At 34.8% G+C, this 26,976-nt stretch carries 19 protein-coding genes and 1 tRNA gene; 8 read left to right on the top strand and 12 right to left on the bottom strand.

Annotated features, from left to right (window positions below; all coding sequences use genetic code 11):
- Positions 1-10 precede the first annotated feature (10 nt).
- Positions 11-2,233 (bottom strand): SulP family inorganic anion transporter, encoded by a 2,223-nt coding sequence (locus tag BM296_RS03550; protein WP_394365292.1) that lies wholly within the window; start codon positions 2,231-2,233, stop codon positions 11-13.
- Between the two features lie 2 nt (positions 2,234-2,235).
- Positions 2,236-2,919, bottom strand: coding sequence for a universal stress protein (locus BM296_RS03545; RefSeq protein ID WP_394365301.1), 684 nt, complete (start codon positions 2,917-2,919; stop codon positions 2,236-2,238).
- Between the two features lie 320 nt (positions 2,920-3,239).
- Between BM296_RS03545 and BM296_RS03540 the strand changes: the two genes are divergently transcribed.
- On the top strand, positions 3,240-5,102 hold the full coding sequence (locus BM296_RS03540) for a cation:proton antiporter (RefSeq protein WP_027065535.1): 1,863 nt from the start codon (positions 3,240-3,242) through the stop codon (positions 5,100-5,102).
- Between the two features lie 190 nt (positions 5,103-5,292).
- Here the strand turns inward: BM296_RS03540 and lepA are convergent, their stop codons facing one another.
- Entirely contained in the window at positions 5,293-7,089 is a 1,797-nt protein-coding gene (gene lepA / locus BM296_RS03535; protein WP_091901486.1) for a translation elongation factor 4, read from the bottom strand.
- A gap of 203 nt (positions 7,090-7,292) precedes the next feature.
- On the opposite strand from lepA, the gene BM296_RS03530 reads away from it, so the two are divergent.
- Both BM296_RS03530 and BM296_RS03525 read left to right on the top strand, forming a co-directional pair.
- A complete protein-coding gene (locus tag BM296_RS03530; protein WP_091902938.1) occupies positions 7,293-9,695 on the top strand; it encodes an outer membrane beta-barrel family protein in 2,403 nt (800 codons plus the stop codon).
- Positions 9,696-9,805: 110 nt separating this feature from the next.
- Positions 9,806-12,205: an outer membrane beta-barrel protein gene (locus BM296_RS03525; RefSeq protein WP_091901485.1), complete on the top strand. Its 2,400-nt coding sequence runs from the start codon at positions 9,806-9,808 to the stop codon at positions 12,203-12,205.
- Positions 12,206-12,210: 5 nt separating this feature from the next.
- Here the strand turns inward: BM296_RS03525 and BM296_RS03520 are convergent, their stop codons facing one another.
- Genes BM296_RS03520 through BM296_RS03510 form a run of 3 tightly spaced genes read right to left on the bottom strand, consistent with a single transcriptional unit; the run spans position 12,211 to position 14,553 of the window.
- Positions 12,211-12,408, bottom strand: coding sequence for a hypothetical protein (locus BM296_RS03520; protein ID WP_027065539.1), 198 nt, complete (start codon positions 12,406-12,408; stop codon positions 12,211-12,213).
- A complete protein-coding gene (locus BM296_RS03515; RefSeq protein WP_091901483.1) occupies positions 12,405-13,799 on the bottom strand; it encodes a radical SAM protein in 1,395 nt (464 codons plus the stop codon). The genes BM296_RS03520 and BM296_RS03515 overlap by 4 nt, the downstream gene beginning before the upstream one ends.
- Complete coding sequence (locus BM296_RS03510) at positions 13,771-14,553, bottom strand: prolipoprotein diacylglyceryl transferase family protein (RefSeq protein ID WP_231500513.1); 783 nt, start codon at positions 14,551-14,553, stop codon at positions 13,771-13,773. Before BM296_RS03510 ends, BM296_RS03515 begins: the two co-directional genes overlap by 29 nt.
- A 212-nt stretch (positions 14,554-14,765) precedes the next feature.
- Between BM296_RS03510 and dusB the strand changes: the two genes are divergently transcribed.
- On the top strand, positions 14,766-15,764 hold the full coding sequence (gene dusB, locus BM296_RS03505; protein ID WP_027065542.1) for a tRNA dihydrouridine synthase DusB: 999 nt from the start codon (positions 14,766-14,768) through the stop codon (positions 15,762-15,764).
- An 11-nt stretch (positions 15,765-15,775) separates the two neighbouring features.
- Here dusB and BM296_RS03500 read toward each other — a convergent pair whose 3' ends face one another.
- From BM296_RS03500 to rbfA, 4 genes are all read right to left on the bottom strand, one after another.
- Positions 15,776-16,882, bottom strand: a complete 1,107-nt coding sequence (locus BM296_RS03500) for a hypothetical protein (RefSeq protein WP_091901481.1) — start codon at positions 16,880-16,882, stop codon at positions 15,776-15,778.
- 64 nt (positions 16,883-16,946) lie between these two features.
- Positions 16,947-18,053, bottom strand: coding sequence for a hypothetical protein (locus BM296_RS03495; RefSeq protein WP_091901479.1), 1,107 nt, complete (start codon positions 18,051-18,053; stop codon positions 16,947-16,949).
- A gap of 80 nt (positions 18,054-18,133) precedes the next feature.
- The gene (locus BM296_RS03490; RefSeq protein WP_091901477.1) at positions 18,134-19,339 is read right to left on the bottom strand and encodes an ABC transporter permease; all 1,206 of its coding nucleotides are present in this window, start codon (positions 19,337-19,339) and stop codon (positions 18,134-18,136) included.
- A gap of 4 nt (positions 19,340-19,343) precedes the next feature.
- Entirely contained in the window at positions 19,344-19,736 is a 393-nt protein-coding gene (gene rbfA, locus BM296_RS03485) for a 30S ribosome-binding factor RbfA (RefSeq protein WP_027065546.1), read from the bottom strand.
- A gap of 66 nt (positions 19,737-19,802) precedes the next feature.
- On the opposite strand from rbfA, the gene mce reads away from it, so the two are divergent.
- From mce to BM296_RS03465, 4 genes are all read left to right on the top strand, one after another.
- The gene (gene mce / locus BM296_RS03480; RefSeq protein ID WP_091902937.1) at positions 19,803-20,207 is read left to right on the top strand and encodes a methylmalonyl-CoA epimerase; all 405 of its coding nucleotides are present in this window, start codon (positions 19,803-19,805) and stop codon (positions 20,205-20,207) included.
- Positions 20,208-20,351: 144 nt separating this feature from the next.
- A tRNA-Ile gene (locus BM296_RS03475) sits at positions 20,352-20,425 on the top strand.
- 318 nt (positions 20,426-20,743) lie between these two features.
- On the top strand, positions 20,744-21,790 hold the full coding sequence (locus BM296_RS03470) for a sterol desaturase family protein (protein ID WP_091901475.1): 1,047 nt from the start codon (positions 20,744-20,746) through the stop codon (positions 21,788-21,790).
- Positions 21,791-22,071: 281 nt separating this feature from the next.
- Positions 22,072-24,612: a M14 family metallopeptidase gene (locus tag BM296_RS03465; protein ID WP_245786960.1), complete on the top strand. Its 2,541-nt coding sequence runs from the start codon at positions 22,072-22,074 to the stop codon at positions 24,610-24,612.
- A gap of 80 nt (positions 24,613-24,692) precedes the next feature.
- On the opposite strand, the gene BM296_RS03460 is transcribed toward BM296_RS03465, so the two are convergent.
- Together BM296_RS03460 and BM296_RS03455 are read right to left on the bottom strand one after the other, a co-directional pair.
- Positions 24,693-25,697 (bottom strand): DUF3500 domain-containing protein, encoded by a 1,005-nt coding sequence (locus tag BM296_RS03460; protein ID WP_091901471.1) that lies wholly within the window; start codon positions 25,695-25,697, stop codon positions 24,693-24,695.
- 9 nt (positions 25,698-25,706) lie between these two features.
- Positions 25,707-26,972 carry a PQQ-dependent sugar dehydrogenase gene (locus BM296_RS03455; protein ID WP_091901469.1) on the bottom strand — a complete coding sequence of 422 codons (1,266 nt, stop codon included), beginning with the start codon at positions 26,970-26,972 and terminating at the stop codon, positions 25,707-25,709.
- Positions 26,973-26,976: the final 4 nt, after the last annotated feature.

Here is a 26,976-nt window from a genome sequence, read left to right as displayed (position 1 = left end):
TGTTCTACATTTATATAGAAACACTCTCAGATAATAGTAGATTAAGTTGTTTTCCAAAGTAAAGCATAGCCTTAATCTCCTTAACGCTTAGTAATCGCTCTTTCTTTAGGATCAGAATAGAATTACCATTGGTTTCAATATGGTAATAAGGGTTACTTTCTAAAAAGAGAATTAACTCGTCTGTAAATAAATCTTGAATATCTGTTTTATGCTCACCGCTTAAGAAAAAACGCTTGTTAAAATCCGGATGGTTTTCTAGTTCAATATCCTCAAATCCTGCCATTCCATATACAAAATCCAAAAGGCCTTCTTTGTCCAAGGAAAATACAGGTATAGTTTGCTTTAATTTAATATGTAAAATGGTGGTTTTAACAATTTCTTTGGCGATAAACTCCCCTTCATTAAACTCTACATCAAATAGATGAAAGGTTTTAGAATCATCATAAAAACTATTGTAGAAATAAGGAACTCTTCTGTTTTTAAAGAATATGAATTTATTTAAAAACTTAGTTTTATCTGACCTTTTTGGCTCATAAGACCACTTGTATTCTTGGGCCAATGTTTTTAATAATCGTTGCCTTTTGGTAAAGTATTTTTCAATGGAACCAAGTTTACTAAACGGTAATAATTTACGAATAGCAAAGGGATGTTTAGAGTCTGCGCCATGCTTGTCAAGTCCAATAATTTCAATGCTTCCCTCTTTTTTACTAAACGTATCTACGTAGTTTTCTAATCCTTCCATAACTGTATGATCTACAAAACTGCATAAAGAAAAGTCTAAGATTACATTTTCGTTCTCTGGGATAATGTCTAGCTTGTTTTTTAGTTTATAAAAATTAAGAAAAGTGGCAAAATACTTAATGCTTATATAGTAGTTGCCAGCGTCCTTTTCCTTGAACATTAATATGTTTGGTTTGGCCAGATGATTTACAAAAAGGGAGATACTTCTATTTAAAACTACATGTATAATAAACGTAACTAAAATACCTATTGCAATTCCCGTTATTAAGTTGGTAAACAGCGTAGTTAGTAGTGTAGCCAAAAATATAATAATCTGCTCTTTACCTATAAGAGCAATTTTTTGTAGGTTTTTTGGCGTAGCAAGTTTATAACCGGTATATACTAGTATCGCTGCCAAAGCAGCCAATGGTATACGTCTTAATTGGTCTTGAAAAAGCAATACGAAAATGACTAAGAAAAGTGCATGAAAAATATTGGCAGACCTATTGGTTGCTCCGTTATTTACGTTTACTGAGCTTCTGGCAATAACGGTAACGACATTTAAACCACCCACCAAACCACTAAGAGAAGTAGCTAAACCAAGTGCCTTAAGGTCTTTATTTACATTAGATCGTCTTCTTTCAGGGTCTAGTTTATCAACAGCTTTTATACTTAATAAAGATTCTATACTGGCAATAAGGGTAATAGCAAAAACAGTCATTATAAAATCAATTTCCAGTGCTTTTGAAAAATCTGGAAAAGCCAAATTAGATAATACGTTATCTGGGATATTAACCAAAAACTTATCTTCTAATGGGTATGGTAAGTCTAACGACACAAAAATATAACTAAAGCTTACGGATAGGATTAGAATCCACATAGGAGCGGGAATCAAGTGTAGATACTTGTTTCTAATTTTAGAATAATTTGCCATAATTAAAAGTGCAATTACACCAATAATTGCAGCTATAAATTCTTCTATATGAAAGTTTTGATAGAGATCTATTAAGCCTTCGGGAATCTGCATTAAAAGCTGAACTATACTACCATGTTCATTATTATGCCCAATCATTATATGAAACTGCTTGGCCAATATACCCAACCCAATTGCTGCTAGCATACCTTCAATAGCAGATGCCGGAAAAAAATCTGCTAATCGTCCCATTTTTAGAAAACCTAAAATAAGCATCAATATTCCAGAGAAAACAATGGCAGCAAGTGTAAATAGATATCCCGCATAGAGATCTCCGCCCCCTAACGTTGTAATAGCTCCCAACAGAACAATTACTAAACCATTGCCTGGTCCGGTTATAGTTACATTAGAACCTCCTAACAGCGCAACGACCACACCACCAACTACAGCGGCTATAATACCTGAAATAGGAGGAGCCTCACTAGCAAGAGCCAGTCCTAAACCTAAAGGAAGCGCTATTAGTGAAACAACGAATCCAGAAAATAAATTCTTAGGAAGCGTTGAAATGAAACTTGCTTTTTTACTTTTTTTAGCGATCAAATCTATTTTCTAACAATTAATAAATCGGTTGGTAAATCAGAAAGAATATATTCGATGTCATGGGGAAAAATGCGATGCCAAATACTTGTTTTAATAGGGGCGTTCATAACTAGTAAATCAGCTCTGACCACTTCTGCATAGTGCCCTATGGAGTAACCTCTTTTACCAAAAATACTTTGTGTTTTTACTTTAATGCCCTTGGTGATATTTTCGGGTAATGTACCTACTATGTTATTTACCCTAGAATCTTCTCTATGCCTTAAGCGTTGTTTTATAATGTTAGCTTTTTTTAATGAGCGATCATCTTCAACAGCAACATGAATCTCTTTTGTGTGGATTTCTTCTACAATGGTAATTTGTTGTGCACCTAATAGATTAGAAATAAAAAAAGCATGTTCAATAGCCAAGGGTGTTTCAGGAGCGTCTAACCCGTTTACCACTACATGCTTACAGGGCACTCTTTTTTCAGCGGGTTTTATTAGTAATAGTACAGAGCAATTTACTTTTCTAGTAAGTTTTCTAGCAATTGAACCAACATAAAATTGAAATTTATTTTCATGTTGAAGGGCTCCTAAAATCAGTAAATCTATCTTAAGATCCAAACAGGCTTTCGTAATTACGGTCTCAGGGTTACCTTCTTTCCATATTACTTCAATAAAACTGTCACTATAATCTGTTTCAGAAATAATTTCATCAATTTTGGCAGACTTCTCAGCTGTTTTTTCACCTACATGAAGTAAAATAAGTTTGCAGTTTAAGTAATATGCAATACGTGTAGATTCTAATATATTTACCTTTAGAGAAGGGGAAAATGCAAAGCCGAATAAAATGGAGTTATATAACTTGATAAGTGAACGGTTATTAGGTTGTGTCTTCCAAGGTAAGGCTAATTAATAAGAAGTAGGGCCAACCCCGTTAAATCAAACAATTAAAATAGCCGTTCATGGCTTTGGATTTTATGAGATATAATGCTGTTTAATTGTTATTTTTATCCAAAACTAATTAAATGATAGAGCTTGCTGGAATTATCATTTTGGGTATACTTGCTCAATGGGTTGCATGGCGATTAAAATTGCCAGCAATTTTACCTCTAATTCTTATAGGATTAATTGTAGGTCCGTTGTCCACTTTATATACCGAAGATGGATCTAAACTTATAGAACCAATTTGGAATGGAAACAATGGTTTGTTTCCTGGCGAAAGTTTATACTACTTTGTATCGTTAGCTATAAGTATAATTTTATTTGAAGGGGGTCTAACCTTAAAGCGATCAGAGATACGCAACATTGGTCCAGTTATAACCAAACTAATAACACTTGGTAGTTTAACTACTTTTTTTGGAGCCTCTTTGGCTGCATATTTTTTATTCGGACTCTCGTGGCAACTTTGTTTCTTGTTTTCTGCTTTGATTATTGTAACGGGACCTACCGTTATCACCCCTATTTTAAGAAATATTCCACTTAAAAAGGATGTTTCGGCAATTTTAAAATGGGAGGGAATTCTAATTGATCCTATAGGTGCATTGGCTGCGGTTTTGGTGTATGAGTTTATTAGTGTAGGTGAAGGTCAGGCATATACACTTACGGCACTGATAGAGTTTGGAAAAATTCTGTTATTTGGTTTTACCTTCGGATTTACTTTTGCCCATGCGCTTACATTCTTAATTAAAAAGAGTTTCATTCCGCATTATTTATTAAACGTGGTATCCCTTTCTGTGGTGTTGGGGGTTTTTGTAATGTCTGATGTTTTTGCACATGAATCTGGTCTTTTAGCAGTTGTGGTTATGGGTATGGTAATGGGGAACACAAACTTGCCAAACATTAAAGAGTTGCTTTATTTTAAAGAATCATTGAGTATTCTTCTAATATCAATATTATTCATATTATTGGCGGCTAACATCAATATAGCAGACTTAGAGTTAATATACACTTGGAAAACAATAGCATTATTCCTGTCCATCGTATTAATAATTAGACCATTGGGAGTGTTTTTGAGTTCTATTGGCTCTAATTTAAAATTAAATGAAAAACTGTTTATTAGTTGGGTAGGGCCAAGAGGTATAGTAGCGGCAGGGATAGCCTCACTTTTTGGATCAAAATTACTGTCTAGGGGAGAAGCTGGTGCAGAATATATTACTCCTTTAGTATTTATGATTGTTTTAGGTACAGTATTATTAAATGCGACTACCGCTAGAATTTTTGCTAAACTAGTTGGTGTTTTTCTTAATAAGTCTGAAGGGATATTGATTTTAGGAGCTTCTAAAGTATCTCGATTAATTGGAGATTATTTACATAAAAATGATAGACATGTAGTGCTTATTGACAACAATCAATCTAACATCGAAAAGGCGAATAAATTAGGATTAGAGGCGATTTCAGCCAATATATATTCTGATAATCTAACCGATAATATAGAGCTTAACGATATAGGTTATTTAATGGCTTTGACCCCAAATTCTGATATAAATAGATATGCCATAGATAAGTTTCAAGACGTATTTGGCGAGAATGGTTCTTTTAGATTAGTTGACACAGATGAAATGGGAGACCCAGAAAACAACCCTAAAGAAGGATTGTTTTCACATACCGATGATTTTATCAAATTGACAGAAGCGGCAAGAAAATATCCTTCCATACACGAAATTGAACTTCATGATACAGAACATTATGAAGGCTTAATAGAAATAACAAAGGCTGATGCTGACATTGTGCCGTTATTTTTAATAGATCCAGATGGAGATATTCAAATTATAACTGCTTTCAGTAAAGACTTTACCGACATTCAAAAAGGATACAAATTGGCTTACTTGGGTAAAATGTTCCCTATGGAAGACCCTGATAAAGAAGAGGTCAACGACAATACGAAATAACCACAAAGTTCTTTTCATTTGTAATACCATAGAATAATTTCTATGGTATTTTCATATCTGCTCATTTTAAGGTCATGAGCAGATTTTTACTTTATACTACAACAGCTATCTAATTAAAGGAAAACTCAACAGATGAAGAGGTCTTTAGAGAATTGGCCTGCCAAATAAATTAAATTATATTACGGGAGTGCTAGTCGTTTAATTTTAGAACAGCCATAAACGCCTCTTGTGGAATTTCTACATTACCAACCTGACGCATTCGTTTTTTACCTTTCTTTTGCTTTTCTAATAATTTTCTTTTACGAGAAATATCACCACCATAACATTTAGCGGTTACATCTTTACGTAAAGCTTTTATGGTTTCTCTAGAAATAATTTTAGAACCTATTGCTGCTTGAATAGGAATATCAAACTGTTGCCTTGGTATTAGTTCTTTTAATTTCTCACACATCTTTTTACCAATGGTAGTAGCACTATCAAAATGTATTAATGCGGAAAGTGCATCAACCGGTTGTGCGTTTAAAAGAATATCTACACGAACCAATTTAGATTCGCGCATACCAATTGGAGTATAATCGAAAGAAGCATACCCTTTAGAAACCGTTTTAAGGCGATCATAGAAATCAAATACTATTTCCGCCAGTGGCATATCAAAATTTAGCTCAACACGCTCTGTAGTCAGATAAGTTTGATTGGTAATCAACCCTCTTTTTTCTATACAAAGAGACATCACATTACCAACAAAATCAGATTTTGTAATAATGGTTGCTTTAATATATGGTTCCTCTACACGATCTATTGTTGATGGATCGGGTAAATCCGTAGGGTTATTGACAATCAGGGGAACATCAGGGTCTTTACGTGTAAAGGCGTGATAACTAACGTTGGGTACCGTTGTAATAACGGTCATATCAAACTCACGCTCTAAACGCTCTTGAATGATTTCCATGTGTAACATTCCTAAGAATCCACAACGAAAACCGAAACCTAAGGCAGCACTACTTTCAGCAGCGAAAACTAAAGAAGCATCGTTTAATTGTAATTTTTCCATTGAAGACCTTAATTCTTCAAAATCTTCGGTGTCAACAGGATATATACCTGCAAATACCATTGGTTTTACATCTTCAAAACCAGCAATTGCATTTGTGGTTGGGTGAGCAGAATCAGTAATTGTATCACCTACTTTTACTTCACGTGCATCTTTAATACCAGTAATTAAATAACCAACATCACCTGCATGAATTTCTTTCCTTGGATGTTGCGTTAATTTTAAAGTACCTACCTCATCGGCAAAATAACTTTTATCGGTTGCAACGAATTTTATTTTTTGTCCTTTTTTAATAGACCCGTTTACTACTCTAAAATAAGTTTCAACCCCTCTAAAAGGATTGTAAACAGAATCAAACACAAGTGCTTGTAAAGCTTCATCTGGGTTTCCTTTTGGAGCGGGTACCCTTTCAATAATTGCGCTTAGTATTTCTTCGATACCTATACCAGTTTTTGCACTGGCAGGTATAACATCTTCAGCTTTACAGCCTAAAAGATCAACTATATCATCTGTTACCTCTTCTGGGTTTGCACTAGGTAAATCTACCTTGTTCAAAACAGGAATTATCTCTAAATCATTTTCTAAAGCCAAGTACAGGTTAGAAATGGTCTGTGCCTGTATACTTTGTGCCGCATCTACAACCAACAATGCACCTTCACAAGCCGCTATTGATCTAGAAACTTCATATGAAAAATCAACGTGACCAGGAGTGTCAATTAAATTAAGAATATATTGTTCACCCTTATAAGTATAGTCCATTTGTATGGCATGACTTTTAATGGTGATACCACGTTCTCTCTCAAGATCCATACTGTCAAGTAATTGCTCCTTTTTCTCTCGATCGGTAACAGAACCAGTAAATTCTAACAGTCTGTCTGCCAAGGTGCTTTTACCATGGTCAATATGTGCAATAATGCAGAAATTTCTAATGTTTTTCATAGCGGTAACAGTAATAATAATGCCAATTTATATTAGAAATAATGCCCGGCACTAAAGAGCAATTGCAAATATAATCTAATTTATATCGCTAAGCTTTAGTGTGGTTGCCTAATTATTGTTGTCTAGATTACTTTGGATTACATATATTGTAAAGGATTACAACGTTTTTTTAATTAGATTTGACTATCAACCCCAAATTGCCTTTGAAACTAATAATTGCTATTTTATTCTTTACCATAGGGTTATCTCATTATGGACATAGCCAAACCTTTGAACTTAAAGGTGAGGTTAAAGACCAATATCAAGAACCCGTAGCTTTTGCTTCTATTTTTCTACTTACAGTAACAGATTCTGTATTGGTAAAAGGTACTTCTGCCGATGAAAATGGAGTTTTTTTATTTTCAGATATTGCTGAAGGGCTATATTTTTTAAAGGCATCTTACGTTGGTCAAATGTCAGATAATTTAGCTATTGAGATTTTAAAAGACACTAAAATTGGAGCCTTAATTTTAGAACAACATACAGAAGAGCTTAACGAAGTAACCGTTGTAAGCAATAAGCCTGTGGTAGAACGTAAGGTAGACCGTATTGTTTTTAATGTGGAAAACACAGTGCTTTCTCAGAATAGTTCTTGGAATATCTTAAGCCAAACACCTGGAGTTATTGTTATGAACGATGACCTTAAAGTTAGAAACCAAGCTACTACAGTATATATTAATAACCGAAAAGTTCAATTATCTGCAGAAGAGGTAAGAAGTCTTCTAGAAAATTACCAGGGCGAGAATATTAAATCGGTAGAGGTTATTCATAATCCACCAGCAAGTTATGATGCCGAAGGAGGTTCAATTTTAAATATTGTTACCAGTAAAAATCTATCAATAGGCTATAAGGGTAATGTTAATGCAGGGTATACTCAAGGTGTATTTCCTAAATATAATTTTGGCACTTCTCATTTTTATAAGACCAAGAAGTTAAACCTAAATGCCAGTTATAATTATGCTCCCAAAAAGGAGTATAAGAACACTATAAATAACACAAATTTTATGGACGACAGCGGTATTGTTTCTATTTGGGATACTGATTTTGACCAAGTGATTAGAAGTAATAACCATAGTGCTGGTCTTGTTGTTGATTATGAATTTGATGATAAGAATTCTCTTAGTTTAACTAGTAATGCACAATTTCAGCCAAAGCGAGATGCAGATTTTTTTCAAGAGACAACAATTAAAAATGGCGCGGGAGTTCTAGATTCTATTTTTAACACCAACAGCTTTTTTAATGAAAAAAAGAATAACATTTCGGGCGACCTTACTTTTAAACATCAATTTAAAAATCAAGGAAATATAACTGCAAATGCGCACTATACCTATTTCGACTTAGATCGTAACCAAAATGTTAATTCCAATTATTTTTTACCTAGTGGTTCTTTTTTACGCGATTTCAATTTCTCTACCCTTGCAGATCAACAAATAGATATAAAGACGGCGCAAATAGATTATACTGATTATTTAGGTAGTGTATTTTTTGAAACGGGTGTAAAAGGTTCTTTTATTGATTCTGAAAGTAGATTAGATTATTTTTTACAGAATAACGGTACAGAATTTATACCTAATTTATCTGATGATTATACCTATGATGAAAGTGTTTATGCTGGTTATTTTAGCTTATCAAAAGATTGGGAAAAATGGAGCTTAAAAACAGGTCTTAGGGCAGAACAGACAGAAAGTTCTGGGTTATCTGTAAATGTTGCTGATATGAATAAGTTAAGTTATTTTGAACTTTTTCCTTCATTATATGTTCTTCATAATATTAATGAGCATCATAGCTTATCTTTTGATTATGCTAGAAAAGTACAAAGACCTAGATACGAAGATTTAAATCCTTTTAGAACCTATATAAACGAACGAACTTTTGAAGAGGGAAATCCTAATTTAACACCTAGTTTTAGCCACAATCTTAACTTAAACTATACCCTTAATCAAGAATACTTTTTTGACTTCTATTATCGTGATAATGGAATGTATATTTCTACGCTCACTTTTCAGGACAATGATAATTTTGTTTTACGAGACATTACTCAAAACGTTCTAGAAAGCACATCGTATGGTTTTGATTTTACATACGGTAAATCGATAACAAACAATTGGTATTTGTATAGCTATATTTCCATTTTTCATGAAGATGAATCTTTTATTGCTCTACAAAGCGATGAATATTCTTATAAGAATAGTTTTAATGGAGCGTACGTTGATCTTACCAATTATATTACACTTTCTAAAGATGGTAGTTTTAAAGGAGAATTGGGATTTACTTATCTCTCTGGTTTTTTGCAGGGCTCATTTATACAAGAAGAATCTACCAACCTAACCGTAGGTCTTAGAAAATCTTTTTTAAAAAATAGAGCAGTACTTAGTATTAGCGCTAATGATCTTTTAAATAAAAGCAATGCGTTTGTTTCTTCTAAATATTTAAACCAAGACAACGGTTATTTAACGGTTCCAGAAACCCAATATGTAAAGTTCGGATTCACGTACAACTTTGGTAATTTTCGCCTAGAAGACAACCAACGTGATATTGAAAAAATTGAGCGCGAACGCCTTGAATAGAGCTAAAATATTCGTAGTCAGCAGGTTATTTATTTGTTAAGAAAAATTTAAGAATACTGTAAGATAATTCAATATTACTTTCCTACATTTAAATACAATTTGCACACTTAATGGCTAGGGATACTTATATAACATTACTACTTTGTCTTACGTTTACCCTGGCGTTTTCTCAAGATTTTATTATAAACGGTTTAGTGATAGATGACAATAGCGAGCCTGTGGTTCTTGCAAATGTAATTTTACTAAGTGAAGAAGGTGAATTTATAAAGGGTACCGTTACAAATGATCAAGGATATTATGAATTTAAGGCTATATCACCTAGTAGTTATCGTATAGTTGCAAGTTATATTGCCAATACGGTAGAGAGTCCATTAACTACCATTACAGAAAGTATTGAAATATCACCTCTTATACTACAGAGCTCACAAGAATTAGATGAGGTTATAGTAACCCAAAAAAAACCAAAACTAGAACAATTAGCAGATCGTCATATTTTTAATGTTGAAAATACCGCACTTTCTGATGGTGATATTTGGGATGTTCTAAAACGAACTCCGGGTGTAATGGTGATGAATAATCGTTTGTATGTAAATGGTAGTTCTAAGGTGAATATTATGATCAATGGTAAACGCGTTAATTTACCGGAAGATGATATTATTAATCTACTTACGGGCAGTTCTGCAAGCAACGTAGAATCTATAGAAGTGATTACGAGTCCGCCGGCTAAATACAGTGCAGAAGGCGGTTTGTTGATTGACATAAAAATGAAAAAAAACCTAGTTGCTGGGTATAATGGAGCCCTTTTTAATAGATATACACAAGGAGTATTACCTAAACATACTTTGGGTATGGATCATTTTTTTAAGGGAAAAAAGATAGATTTTTCTACCAATTACAGTTTTAGTCATGATAGAGATTGGACGAGATATTCTGATATTACTACCTATTTTGAAAGCGGACAAGAAAGTGAAGTTTGGACGGCCGAACAGAAATCTATAAGCAATAAAAGAAGCCATAATCTAAACCTTTTCTTAGATGTTGAATTAGACGAGAAAAATGCAATTAGCCTTTCTTCCACATCAAGCTTTTCACCTAACGGCGGAATAAATTTTTCTTCAATAACTGATATAGAAGACACCACGGGTGAATTTATGGCGCGTTTATACGGACTTAATATTTTGAATTCAGATAAATTCAACTCGTCTAACTATTTAGATTGGGTTTATAAGCTGAATGATAAAGGAGCGGAATTATCTACTAATGCACACTTTACATATTATGATTCTAAACTAAACCAAGAAGTAAATAATGATATTGTGCAAGGTTTTACAGAAAACACTTCCGAGAATACCTTGAATATAAATTCTGACCAAATCATTAATCTTTTTAGTGCCCAAACGGATCTTACATTACCGTTATCTGAACACTCCACAATGGAAACAGGTTTAAGAATTGCAACGATAAATTCAGAGGCAAGTATTATACAATCTGGGTTTGACGATACTTTAGAAGGTATAAACCCTACAGGCTCGGGTATATTTGATTACGACGAACAAATTTACGCAGGCTATGCTAGTGTAAACAGCAGCTGGAATAAATGGAAATTAAATTTGGGTTTACGAACGGAGTATATAGATACAAAAGGAGAATTAGACAATCTTTCATTACAAAACACCAGTTCTTATTTTAACCTGTTCCCAAATATGTCGATGTCTTATACGAAAGAGAAAAATGCTATTTACTTTAAGTATTATAGACGTATAACCAGACCAAGATATAGTAGTATAAATCCGTTTCAATTTTACTTGTCAGCAAATTCTATTTCTGAAGGGAATCCTAGTTTAAAACCGGCCTATAGTGACTATGTCCAGTTTGACTATGTTTATGACCGAGATTTTAAAGTTCTAGTCTTTGCCAATAAAAAATCGAACGAGCAAGTGCAACAAATTTTTCAGGACAATGCCACCAATACCCTTAGGGCTCAATATATAAATTTAGAAACCAATTATTTTTACGGTATAGATGCGAGTGTTTCTAAAGATTTAACCTCGTTTTGGTATTTGTATTTTCTTGTAAGCCACTATCATGATAAGGATAGCTTTATAGATGTAGAAACAAACACTACCATAGAAAATTCTATTTGGACCACTCATCTTCGCGCTAATAATTACTTTACACTTTTAAAGGATAAATCGCTCTATGCAGATGTAACATTTACTTATTTGTCTCCATCTATTCAAGGAAACGCTACTTATGAATCGTATAGTAAATTAGGGCTAAATTTTAGAAAAACTTTCTGGAACAAAGATGCCAGTATCTCTATGGGTGTTGATGATATTTTTAATAACGGAAATATGTTTTCTACTAGAGATTATCTAGATCAAAATAACATTACAAGTACTAGAAAAGAGACCCGATTGTTCGTATTTGGCTTTAGATATAAGTTTGGAAATACCAAAATACGGGACAATTACAAACGAAAAAACACTGAAGAAGGCAAACGTCTATAATTTGTTTATGCCATCATTGCACCACAGACTCCTAAGCTAATTAGGCAATATACACCTGCTAAAATCATAAAGACTTTCCCCGCTTTTTTCTTCTTATAATAAAACAAAATAGCTCCAATAATAATGAACAATATTGCGGGACCAAACATTATAAGAAACAATAAAGTAGCAAGACCGTCTAGATTACCAACTTCTAATATCATAGCATTTCGTTTTGTAGTTCTTTTAAACGTTCAATCTTATCATCCCTATAAAAAAGGTTCATTGTTTCAAACGGAATAATCTTATAATCTTTGTTTACAATGTGTACACATGATTTTTTAATAGCACGAACATCAAAGTTATGAGCGTCTATAAATTGCATGATTATAATTCTAAACAAATTGTCATAACCCAATTCTGGAGCATCAATTTCTGGTAGGCAACACATAATACTTTTAAGATTTTCCGATGCTTTTTCTACAGAATTTCCTGTGCTAAAAAGTTCGATCATTTTACCATGTAGCTGCTCATCTTGCTCGTAAATAATAGTGTTTTTACCTTCGTTCAATAAATCATCGGGGTTTATAAAACGTGTTAACGGATTCACTTCATCGCCTAATTTTAAGGCGTAAGCCATCACCAAAGCATCAGGATTACATGGTACAGGTATCAAATCATCAGATTCAAAAATAGGAGATTGCTCAAGTATTTTTCGTCGTACTTCGGTTAATGTAATTCGGTTTTCATCCACTTCAAAATTCTCTAATCGCCCAGCTATTTGCGTGGGTTGAAACGTAACACCACGTACACATTTCTGTTTTAAGGCAAAGTCAATAGTGCTACCCATTTCATGGTCGTTGAGACCTTTTTGTATAACAATTACAAGTGTGGTAGAAAGGTTTAATTTATTAAGATGGTCAAGGGCCTGTAAACGAACATCTGCCAGGTCTGCGCCTCTTAGTGTTTTTAATACTTTGTTATCCAATGAATCGAACTGTAAATACACTTCAAAATCTGGGGCATAGGTTGCCAATCGTTTTGCGAATTCAAAATCCTTTGCAATTTTAATTCCGTTCGTATTTAACATCAAATGCCGAATAGGAAGTGATTTTGCGTAATCCAGTATTTCAAAAAACTCTGGGTGTATAGTTGGCTCACCACCACTAAGCTGAACAACGTCTGGCTCGCCTTCATTTTTAACGATGACATCCAACATCTTTTTAATTTCCTCTAAGGTTCTGTGTCTGCCATAAGTGGGCGAAGATCCTGCATAACAGGTTGGGCATGTAAGGTTGCAACGGTCTGTAAGTTCAATTACGGTTAAACATGAATGTTGCTCGTGATCTGGGCATAGTCCGCAATCGTAAGGGCAACCATAGTGTGTTTTTGTATTAAAGGTTTTTGGGTACTCAGAAGCTTTGTTATAGTTTCTTATGTTCTTATAATATTCAATATCGTCAGCAATTAAAACTTTAGACCTACCATGTTCTTTGCAGTTCTTAAGCATATACACTTTCTCGTTTTCAAAAACGATTTTGGCATCTACCCTTCTAAGACATTCTGGACAAAGACTTAGTGTAAAATCATAATACGTATAGTTTTTTTCGGACATATGTAATTCCCTGAAGGATGAATTTATAGTAGTAAATCAAACAAATTAAACATAATAATTGAATGCTACTGAGACCTAGCATATAAAAACTATTTGGTTTTAGAAATTCTATACAGAAACGTAATGAGAAATAACTGACCATAAAAAGCTTAAAGTAATTCCCATTTACAAAAAAGATAGCTGTTTTTTGAAGGCGTTTTATGATTATAAAAAGAAGTATAAGAAAAACTACTTCATAAAGCGCTATTGGGTGCCTTGTAACTCCGTCACCTAAATCCATGCCCATAAAAAATGAAGTTTCTTTTCCATAGGTAAACTCTTTTATACCTGCGAGAAAACAACCCAAGCGACCAATGATAATACCAAGAATTATAGGTAACGTAAAAAGGTCTCCAGAAGAATGTTTTTCACCAATAATTTTTTTGGCAAGCTCTACCCCTAACAACCCACCAAAGAGTCCGCCCATAATAGTTTTATTGTTGAGGTTAAAAAGCCAATCCTCATTATGGTGAGCTATCGGATTTTCAAAAAAGGCAACGATTCTAGAAAGCACCAAAGCACCAAAAACAGCACCTATTATAATTGATAGGCGATTATTAGAAGAAATTATATCGGTACTTTTTTTACGTAAGTAAACGTAATACCTGAATCCTATAAAAAAGGCTAGGTATTCAAGAATAAGGTGCATGTTTAATTTAATCCCAAATACAATAGGTTCAAAGGGAATGGAGACAATAAGCATAGCACTATTCATAAGATTATTGTCTAAAACTTTATAGCTGATTTTTTAGATTGTGCGCATGTGCACAGTAGAAGGTTGGTTTTGGCACTAATTTACATTCTTTCTAGAAACTAGCATTTAATTATATAACATGAGGTTCAAAACCATCAGGTTTACTAAAATTGGCATGTAATGAGCTTCTCTTATTTTTATATAACTTTGCACCCGAAAATTAGAATACACCAGTGCCAAAAATAGGAGACATACAACTGCCAGATTTTCCATTGCTTTTAGCGCCAATGGAAGATGTTAGTGACCCACCTTTTCGTGCCCTTTGTAAAGAGCAGGGAGCCGATGTGGTTTATACTGAATTTATATCATCTGAAGGGTTAATCCGTGATGCTGCAAAGAGCGTTATGAAGCTTGATATTTATGAAAAGGAACGCCCTGTAGGTATTCAAATTTTTGGGGCTAATTTAGAAAGTATGTTACAATCTGTAGAGATTGTAGAGAAATCAAGACCAGATATTATTGATATCAATTTTGGTTGCCCGGTAAAAAAGGTGGTTTCTAGAGGTGCTGGAGCCGGAATATTAAAGGACATAGATTTAATGGTTTCTCTGACCAAAGCTATGGTTGAACATAGCAACTTGCCTATTACCGTTAAAACTAGGTTGGGTTGGGATGATGATTCTATAAAAATTGTTGAGGTTGCAGAACGATTACAGGATGTAGGTTGTGCAGCAATTTCAATACATGGTAGAACCCGTGCACAAATGTATAAGGGAAATGCAGATTGGAACCCGATTAGAGAGGTTAAGAACAATCCTAGAATGCATATACCTGTATTTGGTAACGGTGATGTAGATTCTCCAGAAGCAGCCATGAAAATGCGTGATGAATACGGCTTGGACGGAGCAATGATCGGCAGGGCAAGTATTGGTTATCCTTGGATATTTAGAGAGGTTAAGCACTTTTTTGAAACAGGAACCCATTTAGCTCCACCAACTATGGAAGAACGGGTAGATGCCGCTCGTCGTCATTTACAAATGTCCATTGACTGGAAGGGAGAAATACTAGGTGTTTTTGAGACACGTAGACATTATACCAACTATTTCAAGGGAATTCCAAATTTTAAGGAATATCGCATGAAGATGGTGACCAGTGATGATTCTGCATCGGTATTTGCAGCCTTTGATGAGGTGATGCAAAAGTTTGGAGATCACGAATTTGTGAATCCATAATCTCTATAAGATTATAACACTCTTATTATTTTTGCAGAGGTGCTAACTTCATAGCCTTTGGAATATTTTCTTTCTCCAGTTGCTTCGTTATAGTTTAACATGTAATCAGAATAAAGCTTACTTAAATCTTTTTGTGATTGTTTTACTGCGTTAGATTTTACATCTAGTTCAGAAGCTTGGTTTAAATAGGTGTTTGCATTTTTAAAATCTTCTACCATTAGTGACAACTGTGATAGGTTCATAAGTATACCCCATCTAATTTTAGCTATTTTTTTGTCACTGGTATCTTTATAATTTGGTAATAAATTTTTCCAATAGGTGATATGTGCATCTATCTCCTTCTTATTTTCTCTTACCGCACTCAGGGTAGATAAACTGGCTTTAGATAGTTCTGACATCTCAGAAAGCTTGTCTTTGGTTTCATCTGCCAATGCTTTGTTTTTCTTGTCTTTTACAAAGTAAAAATTGGTATAAATCTCCACCATATTATTATCGTAGATATCTTGTATTGTATTTATGATTTTCGAAAGAAAAGATTCTCCAAGCTTTTTATCCAAGTACATTTCTACCATATACGGACTTATATCTGGCACCGCACGCCCACTTTCTAACATTAGATACTTTTCTTTTTCATCTTCAGGAAAGTTGATGGTGATTGGAATTTTATTTCCTTGCACATCTACTTTTGGCAAAAGGGGTATTTGCCATAATTGTGTCAATTCTTCTTTATAATAGAAAAGGAGTTTTACGCTTTTATTGTCTTTTGGAGATATATCAATACTATAGGTATCACCTGCTATAGGTGCAATTGTACCTGTAACTTCTAAGTCATCTGCTGATATACCGTTTATGGCAAAAAACATATCTGGAGATTGTTCACCTGTTATTTCTTTAAAATCCTCAAGCTGAAGACCTTTTTGAAATTCGTCTTTTGTAAAGTTTAATACCTCTTCTGGTCCTAATACTACTTCTGCCCAATAGGTTTCGCTTTGTCTGGGCGCCAATTGTTCAGCATAGTTGGGCATATACACCCTGAAACCTTTAGATTTTAAAGACTGAGCTTGTAGCTGTAAATTAAAGAGAACAACAAATAGTAATGGAATGATTTTCTTGATCATTGGTTAGATGTTTTAGGGTATTTCATGTTCTGAAAATGAAATACTGTCTATAGATAAATTTTGGTTAGTTGCCTTGGTATCGCTTATTGTATCTTTCGCTAAACTCAGGTTTAACGCTGTTTTCTCCATCGAGAAACAACTTTTCTTTTCGTTCCTTTCTAAATTCGGCTTTATGTTTACCATCATTCAGGTAAGAACTTAGACCGCCACGAGAGCTATGTGATGCGCCTAAATCATATTGAGCTATTGCTGTGTCATAATCCTCTAGAAGAGTATATAACGAGCCTAAATTTCCGTGTACAAACACTTTGTAATCATCGTATGTCTTGTAATCTTCAGAATCAATTAAGGCAGTAATTTTTTCAATTAACCGTTGTACTTCTTCGTTTCTTGTATTTCTAGATTTAAGACCTGTATCTATGGCTTGCAAGTTTTTAATAGCTTCCGTAAGTTGGTTTACGTCATCTTCAGAAGCAAGTTTCTTTGTTTTCTTAAGCTTAATAAAAGCCATATTGTTTTTGCCATAAGACATTTGTGCTCTTCTTACAAAACCTTGGTAAGCATTATGTACCGTTACAAGAATTTGGTCATTTGCATCGTAGGAAACATTTTTACTTTTATTTACAGCTACTATAGCAAAATCTTTGCCTTTAAGCTTACTAACAATTTCGCCTACTTTGTCGTTAAATATTAAAGAATCTTCAGCTATAATTTTGCCATGGTATTTGGCAGTATATTTAGCTTTAAAATTGGCGAACACATCATAGATAGTATCGCTTTCACCTTTATTGTAATACAATTCAATATTACTACTGTTTAGGTTGTAATAAATGGTGTTGGTTTTATTGCTTTTTAAGTCATCATACGTTTGAAGCACACTAAGCGGATTCGTATAATTTTTATAGTCAGGATGATAAGTGGGACGCTTATGGTTAAAATTATCGATAGTAACAATTTCACCACGGTAGTCTTTCATGGTAATACTACCAGATTTTAAATTGTGGTCCATTTTGTAATATACTACACCAGCAGGAGCAGGGGAATACGGGAAATTAAATTCTCGTAGCTTTTCGTAAAACCCACCAGCTTTCTGTGCGTTTGTGGTGAAAAGAGAACAGATAATTAATGTTATAACTAAAAGTGTAGGGGAGGGTACTTTTGAAATCTTCATGCCTTTGTTAATGGTTAATTGTGCTATAAGATAACAAAAACAAAGGTGGGATATTGTATTGGGCAGATAATGAGGGCCTTCTAAAGGTCTACCAATTTTTTATTGATACGGCTACTAGCTATTTTAGAAGCAATAACACCAAGTACAATAATTGTTGCCAAAACAATGGTAATATTAATGAACTCAAACTTTACTGGGTAGGCTAGTGATGGTGTAATTTTTAGCCAACTAAATGCCAGTTGTGACCATACAATTAGCACGCCTATTAGCACGCCAATTAATCCTCCAAAACCTGTAACAAGAATTCCTTGAACAAAGTAAATACGTCTTAACTCCTTAATCGTTGTACCAAGACTGTACAGTGTTTTTGAATTCTGTTGCTTGTCTAATATCATCATAATGATAGCACCAACAACATTGAAAAGAGCAATAATAAGTACTAAGGTGAAAATAAGATACGTAGCTACATTTTCGGTATTCAACATTTTATAGAGGGTACTATTCAGCTGTTGTCTATTTTTTAATTGCACATTAGAACCTAAAACAGCCTGAATTTCTGAGCGTACAGCACTAGGTTCAACACCATCATCCATCTTAAAATTAATACCAGAAATCTGTAGGGAATCTTTTTCTAATAATGCCTGAGTCAAACGTAAATCGGCAAATACATATTTATTATCCAAATCAGCTTCTACGGCATATACCCCACCAATAACCATAGGCAATTGATTGTAGAGCGATGATATACTTTGTTGAGATATAGAGCCTTTACCGGGTTTAAAAGCATAAATCTGCATTGGACTGCGAAACTGGTTAATGGTTACCCCAAGAATATTGGCAATACCCAAACCCGCTACAACTTGAGTGTCGTTAATAGTCCAATCTCCAATATAGAGCGTGCTGTCTACACCGGTAACCTTGGTGTAGTTACTATCCACACCTTTTATATATGCAATATGATTTTTGCCTCGATGTTCAAGAGATACTTTCTCTTCTATTTCTTTAGAGTAAAATGCGAGTCCGTCTACAGATTGTAAACGTTGTTCTTGCTCTGGTGATAGGGTAAAAATCTTTCCAGTTGCGGGTAGTGCTTTTAATTGTGGATCAAAAGACTCGGTAAAGGAAAGGCTAAAGGTTTTTAATCCGGCGAAAGCCGAAAGCACAATAAACAGTGCTGCAGAACCAATAACTATAACTAAAAAGGTGATAAAATTAATGATGTTAACCGCGTTCTGGGTACTTTTTGAACGTACATATCTTTTGGCGATATAGAGCGGAAAATTCAACCGATTAAGACTTTTTACGCTTAGGTAATAAATCTCTATTCTCTATAGGGTTTTCTTCTCTTTTTAAAGACTTTTCAATATTCTCGATATAATCTAATGAATCGTCTAAATAGAATAATAATTCTGGCACCCTACGCAGTTGGTTTCTGGTACGTTGAGAAAGTTCGTGTTTAATTAATGGTTGGTTAGATTTAATACCTTCCATTAATTCACCTGCTTTATCGTTCGGAAAAATACTTAGGTAAATTTTCGCGATAGATAAATCTGTGGTCACTGCAACCTTAGACACAGATATAAGGGTATTACGAAGTCCACCATCAATGGCAGCTTTTTGTAGAATATCTACAATATCTTTTTGAATGACCCCAGCTATTTTACGTTGTCTTTGCGTTTCCATACTGCAAAAATACATATTAAAATGTATCTTAACCCCTATGTGATGCACTCTGAAGCAAATTTAGACATGAAAAAGATTGAACATTTAGGTATAGCGGTGAAAAACATGGAAGATTCCAATGCGCTTTTTGAGAAATTATTGGGTGTAGCACCCTATAAACAAGAAGAAGTAGCTTCTGAAGGCGTAATGACTTCTTTCTTTCAAAACGGACCTAATAAAATCGAGCTTTTGGCTGCCACAGAATCAGATGGACCTATTGCCAAATTCTTAGAAAAACAGGGAGAAGGCATACACCATGTAGCATTTGAGGTAGAAGATATCGTAGCAGAAATAGCTAGATTAAAGTCTGAAGGGTTTACACTTCTGAATGAAAAGCCTAAAAAAGGAGCTGATAATAAGTTAGTTGCTTTCGTTCACCCAAAAACTGCAAATGGGGTATTGGTCGAGCTGTGTCAAGAAATTAGGGAGTAAGGACTATTTTGTTTGTGTCAGTTAAAAATAAGTAGTAATATTGCATCCGCAATTCGCGAGTTCTGTAATTGCTGGTTTGAGCACCAGTCTTTATCGATTTTAATCGAAAAAAGAGTTTACAGAGCAACATATAGAATTGTAACCGGTCCTATAGCTCAGCTGGTTAGAGCACCTGACTCATAATCAGGTGGTCCCTGGTTCGAGTCCAGGTGGGACCACTAAGAGAAGCCAAAAAGGCTTCTCTTTTTTGTTTTTAAGAATGTCGTAATTCAGGTATACGCTTTATATCTACTTGCTCAACCTCTAATTTTTTCAAAGTTCCCGTAATAATTTAAGCCTAGAAACCTGTTTTATTAGAATATACTCCATTCAATAAATTCCAACTTCGGTCGACCCCGATCTCTTGTTCGTCGAATTTGTTTATGCCTTTGTTATTTTTAAAGTTCTTTAGTAGAATCAACCATATTTATAATTTCAGATCAGAATTAATGACGTATTTGTAGTGATGTCATTAATATTTTACTAAAACAATAAGCATGGAAATTTTCGAAACATTTTTTAATGAAATAATTGGGTTTCTAGGTATTTCAAATGCTTTTGAAATACTACAGACAGGAGACTATGGTAAGTTCAGAACATTTGATGGTGTAGTATCGCTCATCTACCCTATTATACCACTCTTATTAATATTAGAATTGATTCTAGGTTTAATCTATAAAAAGCCAGATACCAAAGTTTACAAGGTAAATTTCTTAATATATGTGTTTAATAGATTTATAGGTAGGTTTATCGCTATTGCAATGGTAACAATTTGCATTGGCTTATTTCAATCTTATGCACCGTTCCAGACAGAAATGACTTGGTATTGGTTCATTTATGGCTATATCGTGTGGGAGCTTGCTCATTTTCTATATCACTATTGGGGTCATAAAGTCCGTCTTTTTTGGTGTCTTCATTCCACACATCATGCACCTGAAAACATGAATCTTTCGGTAACGCATGCACATTTCTTTTTAGAGGCGCCTTATGCAGATATTATACGTACTACGGTCTGTATTTTATTGGGTATTCAACCAGAACTGTTGTTTTTAATTATGTTTATAGATGGTACTTATGGAGCATTTATCCATATAGGCGAGAATGTAATTAAAGATGCACGTTTTGGACCTTTGAACAAGATAATACTTACACCATCTCACCACCGTGTACATCATGCAAGAAATCCGTTGTATATGGATACTAATTTCTGTAATCTATTGAATATATGGGACCATGCTTTTGGTACGTATCAAGAAGAGAAGAAAGAAATTGAAATAGAATATGGTATTACTAGAGAAATGGATTCGGGTAATTTTCTTGATGTCTATTTTGGTGAGTTCGCGGCTCTTTTTAAAGATGTAAGTAGGGCACCAGGAATAAAAAATAAGATTATGTATGTTTTTATGCCACCAGGGTGGAGCCATACGGGAGATCACAAAACCTCTAAAATTACTCGGGCGGAGTATTTTCAAAATAATCCTGCCTATAATCGCGCTATTAAAGTTCAACAGCCTGGTCCAATAAATAACAATATTGTAAAGTGATTTTCTTTTTACACTAGGTAGTATTAGCTCGTAAGTGTTTTCTAAATTACTGATAGAATTCAGCTTAACATACAATTCAATAAAATCAACCCCGTTAGATTACCGACTTAGAAATTAACATTTCTTTTAACATAATCTTTCTTCGTAACATTTATCTAGCTCTCTACTATTTCTTAAATTCCTAGTTCAAACAAACTAATTCGAAAATGACTACAAAAAACTCTAAGTGCAAGTCGGTGTTACTGACCCTTGTACTAGCCCTCTCGTGCATATCTGTTTCGATGGCGCAAAAAGTACCTTCTCCAGAAGATGTTTACGGCTTTAAGGTCGGCGACGATTATAAATTGGCAGACTACAGCCAAATTGAAGATTACTTATCTCAATTAGATGCTTCATCCGATAGGGTTAAAAAAGTAGAAATAGGCACAACGGTGTTGGGTAGAAAAATGTACATCCTGTTTATTTCTAGTGAAGAGAACTTAAAAGATTTAGACAAGTGGAAAGACATCAGCACCAAATTAGCACGAGTACAAGTTTCTGAAGATGAAGCTTTAAAATTATCTGAAGAAGGTAAAGCAATTGTTTGGGTAGATGGCGGAATGCACTCTACCGAATTAGCTCACGGTCAAATGACTTCAGAATTGGCGTATACCTTGACCACTTCTGAAAGTACTGAAATGAAAAAAATTAGGGAAAACGTCATTACTATTTTAATGCCGGTAATGAATCCCGATGGTTTGGATATTGTGGTAGACTGGTACAAGAAAAATTTAGGTACCGCCTATGAAACATCTAGACCTCCAATTTTATATCACTACTATATGGGTCATGATAATAATAGGGATTGGTTTATGAATACCATGCCAGAGACGTACAATGTCACTAAGATTTTATACAACGAGTGGTATCCGCAGATTGTATATAACCACCACCAATCTTCTCCATCGTGGACAAAAATATCTTTGCCCCCATATGCAGATCCAGTGAACCCTAAAATTCATCCAGCGATTACTGCGGGAGTTAGTGAAGTAGGTTCTGCGATGACCAAACGTTTTTCATTGGAGAATATGCCTGGTGCAATTGCCGATAACTTTTATACCATGTTTTGGAACGGTGGAGGTCGTACAACACCTTACTACCATAACATGATCGGTATTTTGACAGAAGTGGGTCATACCTCACCAACACCAAGATTCTATGATCCAGAAAAACTACCTAAAACAGTTGCCGGTGGTACTCCTACAGATGGTACCGATATTATGTACCCAGATCCCTGGAAAGGTGGCGAATCTCATTTTCGTGATGCCGTAGATTATATGTTGACCGCTACATGGGCAACGTTAGATTTAGCAGCTGACCGCAAAAGCAACTATTTGCATAATATCTACAAAATGGGTGCTTCTGCAATTGAAGAGTCTAAAACAGAAGGTCCGTTTGCTTATGTAATCGGAAAAGAACAATGGGATGCTTTTGAGTCTGTAAATCTTGTAAATGTGTTGCAACGAGGTGGAATTGAAATAGAAAGAACGACCAAAAACGTTGAAATCAACGGAAAGAAATATGAAAAAGGAGCTTATGTAATTTATACGGCACAAGCGTTTAGACCCTATTTAATGGACTTGATGGAAAAGCAAAATTATCCAACTCGGTTTCAATATCCTGGAGGTCCTCCAGATACTCCGTATGATTTAGCTGGTTGGACACTACCTATGCAAATGGGAGTTACGGTAGATAAAATTGCGGAACCTTTTGAAGTGGTTACAGAGAAGTTGTCAGATTTAGCATCTTACTATGAAGGTGAGGTAAAAGGCAATGCTTCTTTTGGATATTTATTAAGTGCCAATAGCAATGCATCTGTAGTAGCAACAAATAAAGTGTTGAAAGCAGGTGGTACGGCATATAAAACGAAAGCATCCTTTAAATCTGGGAAAACAGAGTATCCTGCAGGTTCTTATATTGTATCTGGTGGTAGTGCTTCTATAGAAGATTTGGCAAACGAATATGGTCTTGAAGTTACAGGGCTATCGGCAAAGCCAAAAGTAGAATTGACCAAGGTGCATGCTCCAAAAGTAGGGCTATACAAGTCTTGGGTTTCTAATATGGATGAAGGATGGACACGTTTTATAATGGATGAATATGCTTTTGAAACAGATACGCTTCATGATAAAGATATTCAAACAAAAGATTTGTCTCAGTATGATGTTTTAATACTTCCGTCTCAACGTGCAAAATCAATCTTACATGGTAATTCGCCATTAAAAATGCCAGAGAAATTTACAGGAGGTATTGGTTTAGAAGGATCTTTAGCATTAAGCAACTATGTAAAAAATGGAGGAACGTTAATTGCTTTTGATGATGCCAGTAATTATGTAATAGAGCAATTTGGTTTGCCAATTAAAGATGCTACGGAAGGCACGGATAGTAAGGAGTTCTTTATACCTGGATCATTGATAAAAACAGGGATAGACACAACCCATCCGTTGGCTTTTGGTATGCAAGACACTGTTGCGGTTTCTTTTAATAAGAGTCGTGCTTTTGTTATAGATAAACAAGAGAAAAAGGGAGAAGGCGGTACAGAAGATATCAAAGATGCTCCGGCACCACAGGTTGAAGTTATTGCCAACTATGCAGAAAAAGATTTATTAATGAGCGGCTGGGCAATGGGCGAGAAAAAGTACATTGCTAAAAAGCCAGCTATGGTAAAAGCAACTTATGGTAAAGGTTCTGTAGTGTTGTTTGCATTTAGACCTCAATTTAGAGCGCAACCAAGAGGAACGTACAAGCTTATTTTCAACAGCATTTTTGAAGGTGCTGCAGAGTAAGTGATTTTAGAAATAATTAATTAAATACAAAAAAGCCCATCAGATTCTGATGGGCTTTTTTTTAATATTCTAAGAAAACCTTAGTGATGATGTGTACTGTTTTTGTAATGTTCTTTTAATAAATCTCTACCAAAATCACCATCAAAATCGCGCCAGACAGAATGTATGTGGTTGGCATTGTCTTGGCTATTATCAAATTCGATCATAAATGATTTGGCTTGAATACGGTAATAATGTGCTTTACCAAGAACCGTTGCCCCAGCCCATGCAAATCGCATGTCATCTAATTCTTCGTTTCTAATTGCATCCATTTTTTCCTTGGCTTGATCTGTTGGTATGGTAGATACATATTCATGTATAATACGCATAACCTGTTTTTTCTGGTTTGCGTTTAAATCGCTCACCAAAATGCCTTCAGAGGGAAGTTTTTCTGCTACAGAATTATTCCAGCTTTGAATATCGTTATATGCTTTGTCATTAAAAATTACAATCTTTTTCTGGTTATCGCTTAACATATTTACGAGCGCTAGCCCTAAGTCTTCTTCATTTACCAGCGGACTAAATCCTTTATGTTTCCCATCCATTATTCTTCCAGGATTAGAACCAAAGAATCTTGGTGAATAGGAAACCATATCGGCAACGGTTGTAAAATGTAAAGACACATGGTGCCCTTCAAAAGTCCACATCCATGTATCTTCATTTGCAGGGTTGCCGTAAATAGAAACGTAATATTTTTGGGGATCTCTATAGACCGAGTCTCCAGAAATAGCAGCCAATACGTTTTCTAAACCAATAATTTCGGTGGTCTGCTTATAGCCCTTTTCGCTTAATGAAGATTGCAAAAGCTTGTGAACCAATTTCTTTTGATTTGCGGTTAGCTCTTTTAAAGGAAGTCCCTGTCGTTCATAAGAACTCCAAGGTAGAAAGTGCCAATCTTCTCGTGTATCTTCTTTAAATTCATGTACTATTTTTGACTTTTGTGGCGCTGTCAACGAGCTGATAAATTGATTTACAATCGTAACATCTTGAGCGAACCCACACAAAGGAAAAACGGCAACAATGATTAGAATAAAATGCTTTTTCATGTGTGAAAATTAATAGGTTACCTTAAATATACTTCCGCCAAAATCATCACACACATATAATGCGCCATCCGGACCTTGTGCTAATCCACAAGGGCGATGTTTTAATGTACCTTCTGATGGGTTTGCTAAATCGAATCCAGCAAAGTTGTCCAAGAAAATTTCCCAATCACCGCTAGGCTTTCCATCTTTAAAAGGAACAAAAGCTACAAAGAATCCTTTTTTAAGTTCAGACGATTGATTGTGAAAGGCAATGAACGCTCCGTTCTTATATTTCTCAGGAAACATATCACCGGTATAGAACAACAAATCATTAGGGGCTAAATGTGCAGGAAAGGCTGCTATAGGTTTTATAAAATTTTCTTCGGCTATTTGCTCACCGTCACCACCATATTCAGGAGCAAGCAATCGACTGTTTTTAAAATGATCGTAATAGGTTTTAGGCCATCCCGCATCATCGCCTTCTTTAAGCTCATATAAAGTTTCAGCAGGTAATTCACCATCCTGTTTTTGGGTAAATACATCAGGATAAAAATTGTGCAATCCACCGCGACCATGATCTGTTGCAAATAAGGAATTCGTTTTAGCATTCCAGTTGATACCCACCGCATTTTTAAGTCCCGTAGCGTATCGCGAACCATCAGCAAAAGTTTGATTGAGCATATTGGCTTTAAACTTCCAGATACCCCCTGCAGAGTCCAATAAAGTACACGGCATCATACCTGAATTATCATCCCTACAGGCGTCGTTCCAAGAACCAATGGTTACATATAGGTTATCATTATTGTCAATGGTAAAAGGCTTGGCATTGTCCATACCCATATCAATGAGTCCGTCCACTAATTTTTCCGGAGAATTTGTGTCAACAATCTCATGGTTTTCATTTAGCTGATAACGGAATACGGCAGAATTAGAAGAAGCATATAGGTAGTCATCGGTAGCTAAAATTCCGGTGCCTGGCAACTCGGCAAATTGTTGTTGTTCATCTATAGTGCCATCGTTATTGCTGTCTTTAAGTAAGATAATTGCCTTACCGTCTTTTAATACAGATCTGTTGGCATAAATGTCTCCGTTTTTTGCAACGGTCAAATGCCTCACAGCACCCAAATCTTTACCGATTTCGGCAACTGAAAATCCGTCGGGAGCTTTTAAAATGGTTTCATTAATAACTGTTTTTGCAACAGGTTTGGGTTCTGTTTTACACTGAATGAATAAAACAGCACATACCATTGTGGTAAGAAATGGCAGTCGGTTTTTGATTTTAAAGTTGATGGTCATAGGT

The organism is Maribacter stanieri (assembly GCF_900112245.1).
GTDB classification, from domain to species: domain Bacteria; phylum Bacteroidota; class Bacteroidia; order Flavobacteriales; family Flavobacteriaceae; genus Maribacter; species Maribacter stanieri.
Note: the sequence above shows the minus strand (reverse complement) of the source record. Positions and strands in the feature narration are given on the sequence as shown.

What these genes read in the sequence shown, in the direction of transcription:
- rbfA (WP_027065546.1), bottom strand. Translation starts at nt 19,736, where the DNA reads ATGGAAACGCAAAGACAACGTAAAATAGCTGGGGTCATTCAAAAAGAT.
- BM296_RS03525 (WP_091901485.1), top strand. Translation starts at nt 9,806, where the DNA reads ATGGCTAGGGATACTTATATAACATTACTACTTTGTCTTACGTTTACC.
- BM296_RS03540 (WP_027065535.1), top strand. Translation starts at nt 3,240, where the DNA reads ATGATAGAGCTTGCTGGAATTATCATTTTGGGTATACTTGCTCAATGG.
- BM296_RS03515 (WP_091901483.1), bottom strand. Translation starts at nt 13,799, where the DNA reads ATGTCCGAAAAAAACTATACGTATTATGATTTTACACTAAGTCTTTGT.
- mce (WP_091902937.1), top strand. Translation starts at nt 19,803, where the DNA reads ATGAAAAAGATTGAACATTTAGGTATAGCGGTGAAAAACATGGAAGAT.
- lepA (WP_091901486.1), bottom strand. Translation starts at nt 7,089, where the DNA reads ATGAAAAACATTAGAAATTTCTGCATTATTGCACATATTGACCATGGT.
- BM296_RS03465 (WP_245786960.1), top strand. Translation starts at nt 22,072, where the DNA reads ATGGCGCAAAAAGTACCTTCTCCAGAAGATGTTTACGGCTTTAAGGTC.
- BM296_RS03495 (WP_091901479.1), bottom strand. Translation starts at nt 18,053, where the DNA reads ATGAAGATTTCAAAAGTACCCTCCCCTACACTTTTAGTTATAACATTA.
- BM296_RS03455 (WP_091901469.1), bottom strand. Translation starts at nt 26,972, where the DNA reads ATGACCATCAACTTTAAAATCAAAAACCGACTGCCATTTCTTACCACA.
- BM296_RS03470 (WP_091901475.1), top strand. Translation starts at nt 20,744, where the DNA reads ATGGAAATTTTCGAAACATTTTTTAATGAAATAATTGGGTTTCTAGGT.
- BM296_RS03460 (WP_091901471.1), bottom strand. Translation starts at nt 25,697, where the DNA reads ATGAAAAAGCATTTTATTCTAATCATTGTTGCCGTTTTTCCTTTGTGT.
- BM296_RS03510 (WP_231500513.1), bottom strand. Translation starts at nt 14,553, where the DNA reads ATGAATAGTGCTATGCTTATTGTCTCCATTCCCTTTGAACCTATTGTA.
- BM296_RS03500 (WP_091901481.1), bottom strand. Translation starts at nt 16,882, where the DNA reads ATGATCAAGAAAATCATTCCATTACTATTTGTTGTTCTCTTTAATTTA.
- BM296_RS03520 (WP_027065539.1), bottom strand. Translation starts at nt 12,408, where the DNA reads ATGATATTAGAAGTTGGTAATCTAGACGGTCTTGCTACTTTATTGTTT.